Consider the following 16,800-nt stretch of genomic DNA (forward strand, 5'->3'; position numbering starts at 1 on the left):
AAAAGATCGGTATTAAATATATCTTTGCAAATCGATACAAACAGCCTATTTTTGCACTCAAAAAAGTGCCTGTCTTATTTATTAAGAACAAGCACCATTCTTATTTTCCTTGTTTTGGAATAGGAATTGTTTTTCCGATTAAAAATTGACTAATATGGAATCTAGATAGAATATTCGCGATGATTATCGTTCCACTGACCGCAATTAAAAAAGCAATGATGGAGTAAATCAGTGGATGTAATATGGTCGCAGACGGTAAATAATGAAGAATAACTTTATGTAATAGGTAGATATTAAATGAATATTTACTTATTACATAAATGATGTTTGGGACTTTTTTCACTTGCGATGTTATTAAAATAATCAGGAACACCATACTAACTGTATAAAATAAATAGTCTATTCTTTTAGAAGACACGACTTCTAAAATTTCAACTCTTGTCAAAATTAAAATGACCGATAAAAAAAGGATTGGTAACGGATAAATGAGCTTTCTATACTGATAAAGTGCTGATTTAACTATTTGGTAATTTTTCCCAACGTAATATCCTACCGTGAAATAAAAGATCCATCCTAAAAACGGGATCCAGTATCCTCTTAGCCATATGTATTCCCCTATCAATGTTTGAGGTGCCTCTGTAAAATTAAAAAAAGCCAAATATGCTGCATTGATTATAAATGAAAAAAGGATAACAACTTTAGGAGACCACTTATCTAATAATTGATTAAAAAGATAATGTAAAATATAAAATTGAAAAATGACTAAAATAAAATATCCCGTATACCCACCTATCAAATGAAGGAAGAAATTTTCCATCGTCTCAAAAATAGAACTACTAATTATTACTGCGAAAATAAACGCCATGAAAACAAACGGCAATAGTAAAAACCGAATTCTTTTCATAAAAAATCCCTTAGGTACCTCTTTAGGATAAGCATTTGCTAAGAGTAATTCTGAAATAAAAATAAACGTAGGTGTTCCAAAATAAGCTAAAAAACGAATTGATATTAAGGCAAACTCTTCAAATTGTCCAATGTCCGTTTCATATGTTGCTAATGTTGTATTAGCTGTATGTACTAATACAACAGCCAAACAAGAAATTGCTCTAAGCCAATAAGCTTCTTTTATTAAATTATTATTTTTGATAAATTACACTCCCAAGTCTATTTAATTATATAATGCAAAAAGAAATCGCAGATATCCTGCGACACAAATCTATCCTACTATGATTTTTTCTTTCATAAAATCAAGAACTTAATAAGATTTGCTTATAAGAGAGAGCCTTTATTAATAAAATAGTTGTGAGATCTATTTCAGCTTAAACATAATCAGTGTACAATCACTATTATTTGTCTTTTTACTCTTCGTAAATATCAAATATTTAACCAAAACATTAAATATGTCACTATTTAAAAAAAGACATTTTCAAAATACCGTAGATGTATCATATCATTCGAAAAAACAATTTTTTTTTGAGGGTAACCATAATCAAAAAAGCATTTCTCATTATTAAAGCCGCTTATTATATAGCTTTACTATGTCATTAACTGTGACAAGTCCTGCAGGGTCTATCTAACTTCCTTTTCTTGTGACAGAAGCATGTTCTGTCACAAAGATCACGATTAGACCTCTAATTATTGCGGTGAACTCATAACTATTTCACCTAATTTTATTTCTATTAATGGAAGTCATCATTTAACAAATCCCCCCAGTTCGATACTAACTGGGGGGATTTGTTAACAATATAAATGAATACTGTTTACGTAAATTCTAGCAGTATTATATTCTTTTCATTACCACAATCAAATACAAAACAAGCGAAATGAATTTATATCCTTATAAACCTTTAGACATCTTTCTTATCAAGAAGAATCTGTTTAATTTCCTGAACATCTTTCTTTAGCTCTCTGTTTTCTTCGTATAATCGCTCCATTTGTTCTGCTCGAACCGCATCATCTTCTTGGCCCAAATAGCTCAAAATGACTGCTACAACGAGGTTTAAAATAACTAAAGCACCAATAATGATGAATGTTACAAAATAAAACCAAGCCCAAGGTACTTCATGAATAATAGGTCTAGCAACTTGACTAGCCCACGATTCAAATGTGACAACTTGCATTAATGTAAAAAGCGATGTATGAAAACTACCAAAAAACTCATAATCTAGTACATCACTAAAAAATGTCGTCCCAATAATCGCATAAATAGAGAAAATTAAGATCGTTAGCCCTAAAATCCCTGTTAAAGCTGGCACAGATTTCATCAATGCGTCGATTATCTTTCGCAATGCTGGAATGGCAGGAATCATTCGTATTAAACGTAATACTCTAATCAGTCTCAAGACACTCACAAAAGGAGTGGCATAAAATATCAAGCTAGCTAATACAATCGTAAAATCAAAAAGATTCCACCTATCAGAGAAATATTTTCTCGTACCGAGTCCACCTATTTTTATGATTGCTTCTATTACAAAGATCCAGACAATGATTTGATCAAAAATTAAAAGTAAATTGTTTCCTCTATAATAGGTTTCGGTGACGATAACTAATCCATTTAACATAATAATAGCTATAACAATCGCTTGGAAATTTTTATGTTCGACTATCTGTTTCATGTACATTCTTAAGTTGTTAATAAAGTCCATTTTCGTCAACCACATTTCCCTTCTATCTATCTATATAGTTATCTATCAACGTTAGCAACTCAATTATTATACCATTTCATCATTACACCTCGCATCTATTACATATTTCTTTCATTAAGAGATAGTTTCCTACATTGAACTACCCGCCACTTCATTGCTCTTACGAGCTATTTGAAGTGGGGGATTCCTAAGAACACCTTCGTAACCGAAAGTTTTGATTAGGCTATCCCCGTCGCACCGACGGTTAGAAGCCTGATAGCTTCATTTTTAAGATTTAATCCTGCGTTCCTATCGCGGTCGTGATGCACGCCACAAACACACGTCCACTCACGCAAATTCAGATCTTTCACGTCTTTGTTTTTATAGCCGCAACTGGAACAACGTTGGGAGCTAGGGAAGGTTTTGCTCACTTCCACCACCGTCTTCCCGTACCATTCAGCTTTATATTTCAACATGGTCTTGAATTGGAACCAAGATACGTCAGCGATGGATTTAGCTGTTTTCTTATTTTTCATCATGTTCGATACTTGCAGACTCTCCACTCCGATAATATCGTGATTTTTGATGATATCCGTAGAGGTCTTATGCAAGAAATCTGTCCGCTTGTTTTCCATCTTTTCGTGCATTCGAGCGACCTTGATTCGTTGCTTATTCCAGTTGCTAGAACCGATGACTCGCCTTGATAGAACCTGTTGAGCCTTTACTAACTTTTGTTCTAACGACTTGAAATAACGATTGTTTTTGTATCTTGTTCCATCTGCAAGGATAGCGAAGTCTTTTAGTCCAAGATCAACGCCTGTACTCGCATTTGTCTTCGGCATTTCAACAACATCTGTTTCAGCTAAGATCGACACAAAGTACTTACCACTTGGATTGCGTCGTATGGTCGCATTGATGATTCGCCCAACCACGTCACGACTTTTAGCAAACCGAACAAGACCAAGCTTCGGCAAATTGATGTGTTGATCAAAAACAGCGATATTTCCATTGGTTTGCTTCGTAACATAGGACTGTACCTTGTTCTTTTTACTTTTAAATGTAGGGGCTTTGGTTTGTTTTTTATAATACCGTTGGTAAGAATCAGCGAGGTTTTCAATCGACTTTTGCAGGGAAATACTATCCACTTCTTTTAAGAAAGGATACTGCTTTTTTAACTGGCGAACCGCCTTCACAGAGTCGTATTTGTTGAAAAACTCTCCTTTCCAGTTATTTGAAGGTAGCTGACCGTTTTGCACCATTTCTTCGACGATGTACCAGTATGCGTCTTTTTGCTTCTGCTTACCGAGGAAGAAATTGAACACAAATCTAGAACAACCGAGCGTTTTATGAATGAGATCGACCTGTTTTTGGTTAGGAAAAATACGAAATTTGAACGCTTTTTTTACTAACATGACATCACCTCATTTCACAAGAACATTTGTTCTAATTATATCATGAGGTGAGTGTTTTGGCTATCGCCAACCGCCATTCATCTCCGCCTTATCACTGGGCTAAAAGCCCTTCTCGCGATGGAAGAGGGAGTCTTCTGTCGGAAAACGATAAAATGCAAGATGGTTAACATATTTTCTCCTTACAATTTAAATAAATGCTCTGGTCACTTCATTATGTAAAAAAGGTTCTCCTGTAATTTTAGGAATACCGCTATGAAACTTTACAAAAATAGATAGATTTTATTCTTTCCCCTTGTTAAGATATTTACGTGCTTTATTTATTTGTAACTTTTTTTTAACTCAAAGAATTCTTTAAATTTGTTGATGGACAAACACGAATTAACCGCGAGCGATTTACAAATCTCATGAAAACAAGGTGAACAATATGGTCTATAAAATTATTTTTTTTATCATTCACTGCCTTTCTCATGTTCGATATCGTTTGAAAGTTAGAGGGGTAGAAAATATTCCGGAAGGCTCAGTGATTATTGCTATGAATCATCAGGCTGCCTGGGATCCACTACTTGTTGGCACACATACCCCTAGAAAACTCCACATTATGGCTAAAGAAAGTTTATTTGCAAATAAGTGGTTGGGGTGGATCATTACTGAAATGGGTGCCTTTCCTGTTAATCGAGAAAAAGCAGACGTCAAATCATTAAGACATTCGTTGAAGTTGTTAAAGGAAGGGCATATCTTTTCTTTATTTATTGAAGGAAGTAGGAGTCTGACTAACGATATGCAACAGCCTAAAAAAGGAGTTGGTTTCATCGTATCAAAAAGTGGTGCGCCGGTTGTCCCTACATTCATAGACGGGACTTCAAACAAGAAATGGTTTAGTAAAGCAACGGTGACTTTTGGAAAGCCGATTAGCTTTGAAGGGGAAAAAGATTATGAAGTCATCTCGCAAACTATTGCTAAAAAAATAACAGATATAAAGAATCGCCAATAAACTCTTAACTGAAAACGACGAATAAAGGACAAATGAATCTTTTCTAATGTGGAAAAACGATGATGCAATACTTCGTCGTTTTCATACTTTTTTCCAACGATCATTATTTAGTGTATCGGTTTGCATAACTACTTGCCACAAGAGAGTCTGGCTTAATTTTTGGATCGATCCCTATTGATTCGATTCTTGAAATCATCTCTCTGACATATACTCTTGTTTTGTTTCTTTGACCAGCACCGATATCGATATGACCTTCTATCGTAAAGGAAGATCCTTGATAAATGTTTGGTAAAACAATAGTAATGAGCTCATTTTTTCGTTCTTCTGTAAAAAGCGCAGCTATATCTTCCGTTAGTGACGTCTCAAATGAAATTCTTTCATGTAAATTCGTCATTTGTCTTGAAACAACGTATCTTCGAATGCAGGCCCAAGCTCCTTTTCCTTCTTGCTTTATTACTATTCCAGTAATGAAACGAGTATACTTAGGGTGAACTTGTGAATCTGTCCCCAGCATTAACCGGAAATTACCATTGGGATTTCGCTTCATAAATTTTGAGATTCTTTCAAAAACTTGTTCAAAAGCCATGTTCTTTTCTTGTGAATTTTCGAATGAGTAGACCGATTCGGTGAAATTCATCATCATAATGACACCTTCATCTTCCCTTCTAAAATGTAGTTCACGTTCCATATTATTTTAATTCAAATTATATTCTTAATTAATTCAATACTTCTAAGTAATATATGAAAGACATATTTTGAAAGTGACATAACGGATGAAAAAACGAAGAAATCAAGCACAAAGGGTTCCGTTCCCTTTGTGCTTAATATAGATAAGATATGATGAATCTTTCTTTTTTATTCAACGTCTATTAAGAGCATTGTAAACGCTTTCGGTTTATCCGTTCTACTTATCTCTTTTCCGCAAAAAACATAGAAACGGCACCTAAACCTACATGCGTGCCAACAGAAACCCCCATCTGCATAATATAAATGTCTCCTGAAAAATCTGTTTCTTGCTGGATTTTAATTTTTAAGTTTTCGGCAACTTTTATATCTGACGTATAACCTATGATCACGAACTCTGTCATATCTTTATCATTTCTTTTCATAAACTCTTCAACATAATGCTTAAGTACTTTTTTACGACCTCTTTCTTTTGCAACGATGGCTCCTTTTCCGTCTTTCATCGTCATGATTGGTTTAAGCATTAAAATCTTACCTATAAATGCACTTGCATTTGTCAGTCTACCACTTTTTATTAAATGATCTAAATCATCAACAGAGAGAAAATGTTTGACGTTTACTTTATATTTTTCGTTAAATTCGATTATCTCTTCAAATGATGCCCCTCGTTCTCTAAGCAAAGCACTTTTTATGAGCAACCAACCACTTCCATGACTCATACACTTTGAATCAACAATATGAATTTTAATCGGTGAATTTGGGTCTTCCTCATAGAAATAATCTTTGGCTAATACAGCCGATTGATAGGCTCCACTCGTCCCGCTAGACATACATATACATAATATTTCCTTATATCCAGCCTGAATAGCCTCTTTCATTATCTCTATATATTCCGCAGGACTTGGCATCCCAGTTGTTGGATACTCCGCTAATGTCTCCATCATTCCATAGAACTCATCAGGTTCAATATCTACTCTATCCTTATAGGATTTCCCATCCATATTGATTGTTAGTGGAGCCATACTTATATCATATAATTCAAGCATTTCAGTCGATAAATCACATGTAGAATCAGCCATAATTTTTATCATTTATATCCTCCATTAAGTAACTATATTTCATTCCATTTTTTCACCAAATATTCTTCCGGAAAAACCTTAGAACAGCTTTGAAAAAATCCTATGTCGATGTCGAATAGTGTCGTCACAGATATCATTCTTAAAGTGCTAATTGAATATCAATGCATTAAAACTTATTTCCATTCTTTAAACACTGTCATATTTTTACTATTTATGGTAATATATCATGTTTTCACTGTTTACTACTCATGAATAATCATACAACTTACGACGCATTTTTACAACGAAAAAAGGCTCCGGTTATCGTGTACTCATAAGATGTAAGATATAAAAATATTTGCGAGTTGACTAGCAGGATATGAAAGTCATTTGTGCCTTCACAAGAAGGAATTAAGGAAAAACGAGTGCTACATTTAAACTTTATAGATTAATACTTATTTTTTTCCGCATCTGCTTGTAAATACCGCTTATCCTTCATGAATAACCACCAGAATAAAATAAACGCAGGAACAAGTATGGCTAAACCACCTGCGTAACCATAAAGCAACCATCGAAACATAGTCGGATCAGTAAACGCGTCAGTTATCGTTAATTCAGGATAAAGAATATAAGGCATGTGTGAATAGCCGTATCCGAAACTTGCCATTCCAAACTGCAAAATCGTGAATATAACAGCAAGTCGTGCCCTTCCTCGTTTCTTATGTTTTGATGGCCACCAAAGAGCGCTGTAACCGATAAAAGCCGCGACCAATGATAAGGCAAATAAGTACCACATATCTATCATCGTCTCCACCATCCAAGGGGCTTGTGGAATCAACGTCAATAGCGCCATCACTGCAAAAAACAATGTCACAGGTCCTAAAATAATCGCATTTTTCCTATAAACAGCATAAACTTTTTCAGAACCTGACTCTCTGGCATAGTCGCTTAAAAGAAGAGACGATAAATATAGCTCCGTTGTTAGTCCAAAACCAATGTGGGTATATAAAGTTGGACTTGCCAACAATTTATTGAATAAAATATACTGTTGATCACCACCACTGCCGATAAATCCACCGATAGCCATCGGCAAAATAGCAATCATCAACGCCGGAATTAATAGACCGGATATACCGGAAATGATGACGAGTGGTTTCGTATAACTTTTTACAGTAAAAGAGAAAACCATAAAAGCACTTCGAATCGTAATCAAGATTAATACGAAGCTAAATGGTAGAATCATTAACGTCCCCATATAATAAGCTGCCCCTGGAAAAAAACCGACGATGGCAATGACTAACAGAACAAGGAAGACATTTGTCACTTCCCAAGAAGGAGATAAGTAACGATTGGCAAGAATAGATGCTTGTGTCTGTTTATTTGAATAAAACATCGCCCAAAAACCAGCTCCAAAGTCGATGGACCCAGCGATAGCGTATACAAACAAGAATATCCAGATAATGAATATGGCAACGTAAGGTTCTGTCATCATCTATTAAAAAGCCTCCCCATTTATAACCCCTAAATCTTTCTGAACAGGGTTTCTTAAGAAGTAAAACCTTAATACTAAACCTGTTAACACAAGTAGCATCACATATAGACTAATAAACAGGAAAAACAAAATCCCGACATTTCCTGATTGTGTTGCTGCTGCACTTGTTAATTGAACGCCGTAAATGGTCCAAGGTTGCCTGCCGACACAACTAAAAATCCAGCCCATTTCTATTGCTAACATGGACATTGGTCCTGTTGTGACTAAAACGAGCAATAACCATGTCGGAAGTGCGTTACGCTTCCTAAATAGAACGATCCATGCTAATGCAAGACCAGCAATACCGATAAGGGAAAACCCAATGCCAACCATCACGTTGAAAAGAGTATGAACAAACAGCGGTGGCCATTCATCTTGTGGAAAATCATTCAATCCCTGTACAACACCTTCTGTCGATCCAGTAGCTAGCCAACTTAGCATCCCAGGGATTTCAATCCCACCGACAACCGTTTCTGTTTCTATATCAGGAACCCCCATAATAGCGAGAGGTGCGTTAGCTTGCGTTTCAAAAAGTCCTTCCGCGGCAGCAAGTTTCAACGGCATTTCCTCATGTAACATCCCTGCTGTACTATGTCCGTTGGTCGCCGTATAAAGGCTTGCAAGAAGTGCCACAACTAGCGCTAGCATTAACCCTTTTTTATGATAAGCGCGTTCATGATCAGATCCGGTTTCGCGTAGTAAGCGATAAGCTGCGATCGAAACGAGTACGAAAGCTCCTGTCATAAAAGCAGTTGCTAAAACATGTTTGGAGGTATAAGGCATACTAGGGTTTAATACCGCCGCCCAAGGATCTACATCCGTGACAACACCGTCAGTGATGGAGAATCCTCTAGGTGTGTTCATCCAAGAATGAGCAATGTTTATAAGATATGCTGATGCCGCTGCGCCTAATGCTACAGTTGTAACACTAATTAATCTCATCAAATTTGATAATCGGTCTGCCGCATAAACGTAAATTGACATAAACACAGCTTCTAAGAAAAAGGCAAAGATCTCAATTTGAAACGGTACGGCGATTACTTTCCCTACAATCTCCATGAAACCAGGCCATAATAAAGAAAGCATCACACCAACAATGGTTCCTGAAGGGATTCCTACACCTAATAAAATAGCAAATCCTTTCGTCCACCTTTTGGCCATGACTCCGTAATCACTATCTTTTCGAACCCAATGCAAAATTTCTGCAAATAAAATCATTAATGAGAGTCCTACACCTAACGTAGCAAATATAATATGAAAGGCCATTGAAGTGCCAAATAACATTCGCGATAGTAATACTGAATCCATCATTCCCATCTCCATTCCGTAGCTTTCTAAATGTTAGATTGCTTCGTTCAGGAGGAAATATTCATAAATTTCCCAAATGTATTTTATCCAATGAATAAAACTATGTTTGTACCATACAATTGTTTTTACTTTGCTACACACAATAAATGTAATGAAACTAAAACACGACTAGATCAAATTCTAGTCGTGTTTTAGTTTATTAAAGGTTGATGTTCCTCATCAAAGAAAGTATAGACGTCAATAGTGTTGGGGAAAACTAAGCAAAAAAGGAGTAATCGAAAAGTGAAGCATTTAAACGTATTATTGATCAAGTTTGTGACTAGTATTTTTATTTTTTGGGTCAGCTTAGGGTTGTTATTTAATGCATCCTTTACGTTAATTATTTCATTTAGCATTTTACTAACCATCTCTTCTTATTTTATTGGTGATCAAATCGTACTTCCACGAATCGGAAAAAATAACACAGTTGTTGTAGATTTTTTCTTAGCCTATTTTATTGTCTGGGTTTTTGGGGGAGTTCTCTTTCACAGCTATTTAATGATTGGTTGGGGAAGCATTATCTCAGCCACACTGTTTGCAGGTTCAGAAATGTTTGTTCATTCTTATATTGTAAAAAATATAAAATCCTTCGTATTAGAAAAACAACGTACATTTGATCGAAAGTTTGCTTTTGAATTTGCTGAAGAAGAAGATCCAAATCATCCTAATGATAAATAACAACGATCTCGATAAAAAAACCATTCGAGTTAGCAAAATTGGCTGACTCGAACGGGTTTTTCCTCTAGTCCACTCTTTTTCTTCTCATCCATTGTGAAGCAGCCCACTTATCACCAACGATAACTGGCGCACCACCATGTAACGTTAACTCGTTTAAAGCACGATCATTATAAAAGTACTCAAAATAAACAGCCATTCCCTTTTGTGGAGATACCGAAAAATTTAGCTTAGGAAAATACGTTTCTCCTCCTTGCTCTACATCATTTAAATACATCACCAGCGTGCTAATTCTAGGATTATCCACGACGTGATTTTTCGATGAAAAATAATCTAGATGCGCCTTATACTCTTGACCGATATCATACTTAAGAATTTGCAGACCCTCACCGTGCTCTACTGGTATAGTCATAATCTGTGAAATTCTCTTTTCAACTCTAGAAACAACGTCATTTTCATCGTTCTGTAAAAAGGTACTACTGCTCGTTCTGAGTGCATTCACCTCTCGTTCATTCCCAATTTTGGAACGTTTTATCCTATCTTTAGACAAACTGATTAGTTCATCACATTCTTCATGGCTTAACACATTTCCTAATACGGCAATTAGTGGTTCTTCTAATCTAGTAATGATAGAGACTTCCCGATCATCTGTTATAATTTTATTTCCAATATGATTAAATATAGTAGGTTCCTTTAGAGTTAAATCTTTACCATCGATTGTCAACTTACCCCAACCCCTTTAATTGTTTAAATTTTCCGAAAAATAAAATTAATCTTTTAGTCAACACAAAATCACCTGAAGTTCTTTAGCAATCACTTCTAAACAAACGATGGAATAATAGCTATACCTATTATTCCATCGTTTCCTCCTGTTATTCAACAAGAAGGGTTGATTAATTTTACACCCTAAATCACAGTAAATCTAGCATTTTTTTCAAGATAAAACAATATGAAAAGTTTAGGAACAATTAAGGAGTTAAATGTTTCATTCTGTGCAAAAGTCATACTGAATTATCGTTATTAGGTTTGTATAGTCTTACGTTAGTTTGTTAAAATTGATAAAAGCAATCTATACTTTTAATTTCATAACGGGGGTATCCAAATGGATAAACTCCATCCTTTACAATGGCTTGGAATCTTTGCAGTAATTGTGTTAGGAGTTTTGAATTTTAGCGGGGTTTATATGCCACTTTATATTCAAAGCACTGTGTTAGGCCTAAGTTTAGTTGCTTTAATTGCATATAAGATATATAAGATATATAAATTAAAACAACAAGAACTAGAAGAAAATCCAACAAAGAAAAATGATTGATCACATAAAGAATATGACTGCCACTAGTTCTATCATGTGAGAGTTCTAGAGGGCAGATCAATTTTTGACACTTTCACACCCCAAATTAATTGCAGTCCTCATTATCATTTTCAATCCTGCTCATGAATTCTTCTGCGGCGCTGTATCCTTGCTTCCTTAAAATCCAGTTATGTACAGCTGCTTCAATTAGTCCTGCCACATCACGTCCAGGCTGAACTTGGATTTCAATTGAGGGGATCTTAACTCCCATATATTCTTTGTATTCAACGTCATGATCTAACTCATTATTTAAGTCATCTTTTTCCCATTTCGTCAAATGAATATCAAGAGCAATTCTCGTTTCATCTTGGAAAGCCTTACTTCCATATAAGCGAACCACATTCAACAAACCGATACTACGAAGAGCCAAAAATTCCTTCGTTTTTTCATCATGCGTCCCTAAAAGAGAGTTTAGACCGATCTTCTTGAGGACGACAATATCATCAGCGACTAGACGGTGTCCGCGACCAATTAACGTATGGGCCGTTTCACTTTTTCCTACCCCTGAATTTCCTCGAAGTAAGATACCAATGCCAGAAACATTCATGCAAACACCATGAATCGATATTTGTGGAGCTAACTCCTTTGATAAATATAAACTAAGTTTGGCAATGAATTCTGATGTTGATCCTTTTTTATATGTAATTAATAACGGTATTTCTTCTTCTATACAATGATGAGTTAAATATGTAAGTCCTTCTTCTTCAGCTGTTACGATAAAACACGGAGGATGATAATGGACAATATTCCCTATTCGAGTTTTACGTTCCTCTTTACTTAACTTGTGTAAATAAGTAACTTCTTTTGTTCCTAAAATTTGAACTCTTTCTGTCGGAAAAAAATCAAAATAGCCAACAAATTCAAGTCCTGGTCGATGTACATTTGATTGCGTAATGGCATTCTTTAAATGCTTTTCCCCAGCCAATACTTTCAATCCAAATTTCTCAACTAAGTTTTCAACTGTTATTTTCTTCATATTCGTCACCATCCTCAAGGCCTTCTTCTCTCAGAAGCCTAAATAATTCTTCATAAATACTTTTATATATCTAGCAGCAAATTTCATTATATCATTTTGTCGAATTACCAATAACTCTAATCGTCGAAACAATATGTGATTCTTTTTTCAATGCTATACATTCACCTAGAAGAGCCTACAATATATACTACCTTTCTTGTTTAAAAAAATGTCCTTTATCATTTCACTAAAATAATCACCGTGGGCGAGTCATCTTTCTGAATTCCAGCAGGACTAAAACATCATTTACCATTCAAAAAAGAATTTCAACGACATTGTAATGAAAGAATAAATCACTACCGCCGCAGCAAACGTCGGAAAATGAGCTTCTTTTTCACTTGGAAGTTCATGCTTGAAAACAGTGAAAAGCATAGCACCAGAAACAAATGCAAAAATGATTGATTTGAAAAGTGGTGTTAAATCTGTAGTCAAAGCAAATAACCATCCTAGAACAATCCCCACGGCTAGAATATATCTTCCGTATTTATTATATTCTTGGGGAAACTCTCTCCACATGTCATGAGCTACCGCGATAAAGTGAAGTCCAATCGCAAAACAGTAGAATATCGCCTGAATTCCAGATACTTCAAAAGATAATACTACGTAAGAAACAAGTGCATTATAAAGAGCATAAAACATGATTACTGACCAAAATGAAGAAACGTGAGAGATATAATTTTGCCTAATGATGATCTGAATTCCAAAAAACACGACAACGCCAAGAAGGCCCACAAAGTAAATTTCGGATTCCATCGTTAAATGTCGATATGGCTCGTCTATGTTTGTTTGTTCTTTATGAAGAGTAGGAAGTAAATAAACAAAAACATAGGATACTGCCAAGCCTCCGGAAAAAGAAAACCATTTTATGCGATTCATTTTTCCGGAAGGAATAAGAACGTTAGCGAGAAAATGAATAGCAATAAACACGATACCAACAAGAAATGGAATGATAGACATCATACTAACCTCCTAATTGTGAACTTTAATAGATAATAATGTGCACTTATTTATTATTATACATTTTTTGTTTATTTTAATCGATTAATAAATTACCTCTAAATACTAAATGTTGCCATGTAAGTAATTACACTAAAAATAAGTTTATTTTTTTTAGAAATAATGTATATAGTTTTATAAATATAAGGGTATACATTAAATAATTGTTTAATAGATTTAATGTCACATCATAACTTAGAGGAGGGATTATGAACAAAAAATGGTTCGCTTTATCAACTAAAGAAGTCTTAAAGGAGTTAAATTCGGATCACGATCAAGGGTTACCTGTTTCGGAAATAACGGATCGTCTCAAAGAATACGGGAAAAATGAATTGCCTGAAAAAGAAATTGAAAGTACATTTATTAAATTTTTTAAACACTTTAACGATATACTAATCTACATTTTATTAGCAGCTGGAGTGATAAAGTTCCTCCTTGGCTATTACATTGACACAGTAGTTATTCTGCTCGTTGCGGTGATTAATGCAACAATCGGATTTTTGCAGGAGAACAAGGCAGAGAAAGCATTGGAAGGAATAAAGAACATGCTCTCACTCGAAGCAGTTGTCATAAGAGGTGGGAAACGTCAAGAGTTGCAAGCAACAGACTTAGTACCGGGGGATATTGTACTTTTGAATTCAGGAGATAAAGTTCCTGCTGATATTCGGTTGCTTTCAGTTGCAAATCTAGGAGTGGAAGAAGCTGCACTTACTGGAGAATCTGTTTCTGCTCGAAAACAAGTTGAAGCACTTTCGGATGATACTGTATTAGGTGATCAGACTAATATGCTTTTTTCTGGAACGTCTATCACATCTGGAAGTGGAAAAGGAGTCGTTGTTGCTACTGGAGAAAACACGGAGATTGGAAAGATAAATGAATCAATCAATGAAGTAGACGAGTTAAAAACGCCACTAATGAAACAAACCGATCGTTTTGGAAAAACAATTGCTTTATTAATCGTAGCAGCCTCTTTCTTTATTTATGCTTTCGGTTTTTTCTTCCGAGACTATGCTCCGGCAGAATTATTGCTTTCAATTATTGGTCTAGCAGTAGCTGCTATTCCAGAAGGTTTACCGGCTATCATTTCTATTATTTTAGCTTTAGGCGTTCAGAATATGGTCCGTCGGAAGGCCATTGTTCGTAATCTCCCATCCGTTGAGACTCTTGGAGCAGTTTCAGTGATATGCTCTGACAAAACTGGTACTCTGACAAAAAATGAGATGACGGTTACAACGCTATTGACTACCGACAAAACCTACGAAGTAACAGGTACAGGATATGAGCCTGAAGGAGTCATTCAACATGAAGGCGAGGAAGTGGATGCAGAAAACGATCGTCAAATTTTTCTCCTACTCACAGCGGTAAAGACGTGTAACGATGCAGCACTGCAACAGGAAGATGATGGGAATTGGACTATGAGTGGAGAACCAACGGAAGGCTGTCTGTTAACAGTGTCTGAAAAAGCATCTGTTGAAATACCTCGACACGACGTCTTATTTAAAATTCCTTTTGACTCCGATTATAAGTATATGGCTGTTCTTGTGAATATGGAAGGTAAAACAAAAATTATTGTAAAAGGGGCACCCGATCGATTGTTCGATATGGCTGAGGCGTCAGACAATTTTGATCGATCTGCGTGGGAAGAATTAATGAAAAGCAGAACTTCCAAAGGAGAAAGAGTTTTAGCAGCTGGTATCATTGATGTAGAAAAAACGAAAAACAAAATAGATCATGAAGATTTGAAGGAAGGACTTGAAATCGTTGGCTTAACAGGCATCATTGATCCTCCTCGTGAAGAAGCGGTTGTAGCGGTATCTGAGTGTCATCGTGCTGGAATAGGGGTCAAAATGATTACAGGAGACCATTTAGATACTGCGTTGGCAATCAGCAGCCAGATTGGAATCGGTGATGGTCAGAATGGAATCGAGGGCAGAGAAGTTGATAAAATGACAGACGAAGAACTCGATGAAGCCGTGTTATCCAACGACGTTTTTGCCAGAACGAGCCCTGACAATAAATTGCGTCTCGTTAAGGCACTCCAGAAAAATGGAAATGTCTGTGCAATGACAGGAGACGGAGTAAATGATGCCCCTGCTTTAAAAAGAGCAGATATTGGCGTAGCTATGGGGATAAAAGGAACAGAAGTAGCGAAGGAGTCAGCACAGATGATTTTGGTTGACGATAACTTCGAAACGATTGTTGGTGCTGTTGAGGAGGGGCGCAGGGTTTACGGAAACCTGAAAAAGACAATATTATTTATTCTCCCTACAAATGGTGCCCAAGCTCTTCTTATAATCATCGCTATTTTGATTGGCGCTGCAGTGATGCCAGTAACCCCTATTCAGATCCTTTGGATTAACATGGTTATTGCTATCACTATCTCTCTTGCATTAGCATTTGAGCCGCTGGAACAAGGAGCAATGGAAAGACCTCCCCGGCCAATGAAGACGCCACTACTAACACCGTACTATGTATTCCGAATCATTTTTGTTTCTCTTTTAATAGGAGGAACTTCGTTTGGATTTTATGGTATACTGCTCAACGAAAATACCGATCAGGCATTTCTTAATTCTGTAGTGCTTCACACAATTGTAATTTTGCAGTTGTTTCATTTGTATAATGTTCGAAATGAAACAGGCTTTGCGTTTAATCAAAATTTCTTCAAAAATAAAATCGCATTCCTTGTTTCTATAGTGCTACTTCTCCTTCAAGTTTTAATTCTTTATGTGCCATTTATGAATACTGTGTTTGGCACAGTACCACTTGGTATAGAGTACTGGATTATTCCCGCGTTTTTAGGAATGCTTATTTTTAGCATTATTGAAATCGAAAAAACAGTTACACGGGCCATTCTTAAGAGCAAGAATCAGATTTAATAGCTATTACCTCTTCAATTAAATAGAGATAGACCCTTTAAGAAAGCAAAAGAAAGAAGTAAATCAGATGAGATGGCCTCTGAAAAGCAAAAAAACGCTTCCGATTATCAAAAACGATAGTCGGAAGCGTTTTGTCGTGTATCCCTTCAAGATCTATTTTTCCACAAACAGACAAAAACATTAGAAAAATAAAACCATAAGCATTATTACTGTAAATCATCTTAAATATCAAGAGTGTTA

At 35.7% G+C, this 16,800-nt stretch carries 14 protein-coding genes; 4 read left to right on the forward strand and 10 right to left on the reverse strand.

Annotated elements, in window-relative coordinates:
• Positions 1 to 100: 100 nt before the first annotated feature.
• The 3 genes from QDN89_RS04185 to tnpB form a co-directional block, all read right to left on the reverse strand.
• Complete coding sequence (locus QDN89_RS04185; RefSeq protein WP_280769363.1) at positions 101 to 1,147, reverse strand: acyltransferase family protein; 1,047 nt, start codon at positions 1,145 to 1,147, stop codon at positions 101 to 103.
• A 700-nt stretch (positions 1,148 to 1,847) separates the two neighbouring features.
• Positions 1,848 to 2,645, reverse strand: a complete 798-nt coding sequence (locus QDN89_RS04190) for an ion transporter (protein ID WP_280769364.1) — start codon at positions 2,643 to 2,645, stop codon at positions 1,848 to 1,850.
• 218 nt (positions 2,646 to 2,863) lie between these two features.
• Complete coding sequence (gene tnpB / locus QDN89_RS04195) at positions 2,864 to 4,036, reverse strand: IS200/IS605 family element RNA-guided endonuclease TnpB (RefSeq protein WP_280768836.1); 1,173 nt, start codon at positions 4,034 to 4,036, stop codon at positions 2,864 to 2,866.
• Between the two features lie 424 nt (positions 4,037 to 4,460).
• On the opposite strand from tnpB, the gene QDN89_RS04200 reads away from it, so the two are divergent.
• Positions 4,461 to 5,027 (forward strand): lysophospholipid acyltransferase family protein, encoded by a 567-nt coding sequence (locus QDN89_RS04200; protein WP_280768837.1) that lies wholly within the window; start codon positions 4,461 to 4,463, stop codon positions 5,025 to 5,027.
• Between the two features lie 103 nt (positions 5,028 to 5,130).
• Here the strand turns inward: QDN89_RS04200 and QDN89_RS04205 are convergent, their stop codons facing one another.
• The 4 genes from QDN89_RS04205 to QDN89_RS04220 form a co-directional block, all read right to left on the reverse strand.
• Positions 5,131 to 5,667 carry a ribonuclease H-like YkuK family protein gene (locus QDN89_RS04205; RefSeq protein WP_280768838.1) on the reverse strand — a complete coding sequence of 179 codons (537 nt, stop codon included), beginning with the start codon at positions 5,665 to 5,667 and terminating at the stop codon, positions 5,131 to 5,133.
• A 268-nt stretch (positions 5,668 to 5,935) separates the two neighbouring features.
• Positions 5,936 to 6,802, reverse strand: coding sequence for a DegV family protein (locus QDN89_RS04210; RefSeq protein WP_280768839.1), 867 nt, complete (start codon positions 6,800 to 6,802; stop codon positions 5,936 to 5,938).
• Positions 6,803 to 7,217: 415 nt separating this feature from the next.
• A complete protein-coding gene (locus QDN89_RS04215) occupies positions 7,218 to 8,258 on the reverse strand; it encodes a cytochrome d ubiquinol oxidase subunit II (protein ID WP_280769365.1) in 1,041 nt (346 codons plus the stop codon).
• A 6-nt stretch (positions 8,259 to 8,264) separates the two neighbouring features.
• Positions 8,265 to 9,608 carry a cytochrome ubiquinol oxidase subunit I gene (locus tag QDN89_RS04220; RefSeq protein ID WP_280768840.1) on the reverse strand — a complete coding sequence of 448 codons (1,344 nt, stop codon included), beginning with the start codon at positions 9,606 to 9,608 and terminating at the stop codon, positions 8,265 to 8,267.
• A gap of 282 nt (positions 9,609 to 9,890) precedes the next feature.
• Here QDN89_RS04220 and QDN89_RS04225 point away from each other — a divergent pair, with 282 nt between their 5' ends.
• Complete coding sequence (locus QDN89_RS04225; RefSeq protein WP_280768841.1) at positions 9,891 to 10,325, forward strand: YndM family protein; 435 nt, start codon at positions 9,891 to 9,893, stop codon at positions 10,323 to 10,325.
• 64 nt (positions 10,326 to 10,389) lie between these two features.
• On the opposite strand, the gene QDN89_RS04230 is transcribed toward QDN89_RS04225, so the two are convergent.
• Positions 10,390 to 11,046, reverse strand: coding sequence for a 2OG-Fe(II) oxygenase (locus QDN89_RS04230; RefSeq protein WP_280768842.1), 657 nt, complete (start codon positions 11,044 to 11,046; stop codon positions 10,390 to 10,392).
• Positions 11,047 to 11,424: 378 nt separating this feature from the next.
• On the opposite strand from QDN89_RS04230, the gene QDN89_RS04235 reads away from it, so the two are divergent.
• Complete coding sequence (locus QDN89_RS04235; RefSeq protein WP_280768843.1) at positions 11,425 to 11,634, forward strand: hypothetical protein; 210 nt, start codon at positions 11,425 to 11,427, stop codon at positions 11,632 to 11,634.
• Between the two features lie 85 nt (positions 11,635 to 11,719).
• Here QDN89_RS04235 and hprK read toward each other — a convergent pair whose 3' ends face one another.
• Positions 11,720 to 12,649 carry an HPr(Ser) kinase/phosphatase gene (gene hprK, locus QDN89_RS04240; RefSeq protein WP_280768844.1) on the reverse strand — a complete coding sequence of 310 codons (930 nt, stop codon included), beginning with the start codon at positions 12,647 to 12,649 and terminating at the stop codon, positions 11,720 to 11,722.
• Positions 12,650 to 12,934: 285 nt separating this feature from the next.
• The gene (locus QDN89_RS04245; protein WP_280768845.1) at positions 12,935 to 13,645 is read right to left on the reverse strand and encodes a hypothetical protein; all 711 of its coding nucleotides are present in this window, start codon (positions 13,643 to 13,645) and stop codon (positions 12,935 to 12,937) included.
• A gap of 248 nt (positions 13,646 to 13,893) precedes the next feature.
• Between QDN89_RS04245 and QDN89_RS04250 the strand changes: the two genes are divergently transcribed.
• On the forward strand, positions 13,894 to 16,560 hold the full coding sequence (locus tag QDN89_RS04250) for an HAD-IC family P-type ATPase (RefSeq protein WP_280768846.1): 2,667 nt from the start codon (positions 13,894 to 13,896) through the stop codon (positions 16,558 to 16,560).
• Positions 16,561 to 16,800: the final 240 nt, after the last annotated feature.

This window comes from Salipaludibacillus daqingensis, from assembly GCF_029891575.1.
GTDB classification, from domain to species: domain Bacteria; phylum Bacillota; class Bacilli; order Bacillales; family Salisediminibacteriaceae; genus Salipaludibacillus; species Salipaludibacillus daqingensis.

Coding starts and splice junctions, on each gene's coding strand:
- QDN89_RS04190 (WP_280769364.1), bottom strand. CDS start 2,645: ATGGACTTTATTAACAACTTAAGAATGTACATGAAACAGATAGTCGAA.
- tnpB (WP_280768836.1), bottom strand. CDS start 4,036: ATGTTAGTAAAAAAAGCGTTCAAATTTCGTATTTTTCCTAACCAAAAA.
- QDN89_RS04200 (WP_280768837.1), top strand. CDS start 4,461: ATGGTCTATAAAATTATTTTTTTTATCATTCACTGCCTTTCTCATGTT.
- QDN89_RS04205 (WP_280768838.1), bottom strand. CDS start 5,667: ATGATGAATTTCACCGAATCGGTCTACTCATTCGAAAATTCACAAGAA.
- QDN89_RS04210 (WP_280768839.1), bottom strand. CDS start 6,802: ATGATAAAAATTATGGCTGATTCTACATGTGATTTATCGACTGAAATG.
- QDN89_RS04215 (WP_280769365.1), bottom strand. CDS start 8,258: ATGACAGAACCTTACGTTGCCATATTCATTATCTGGATATTCTTGTTT.
- QDN89_RS04220 (WP_280768840.1), bottom strand. CDS start 9,608: ATGGATTCAGTATTACTATCGCGAATGTTATTTGGCACTTCAATGGCC.
- QDN89_RS04235 (WP_280768843.1), top strand. CDS start 11,425: ATGGATAAACTCCATCCTTTACAATGGCTTGGAATCTTTGCAGTAATT.
- hprK (WP_280768844.1), bottom strand. CDS start 12,649: ATGAAGAAAATAACAGTTGAAAACTTAGTTGAGAAATTTGGATTGAAA.
- QDN89_RS04245 (WP_280768845.1), bottom strand. CDS start 13,645: ATGTCTATCATTCCATTTCTTGTTGGTATCGTGTTTATTGCTATTCAT.
- QDN89_RS04250 (WP_280768846.1), top strand. CDS start 13,894: ATGAACAAAAAATGGTTCGCTTTATCAACTAAAGAAGTCTTAAAGGAG.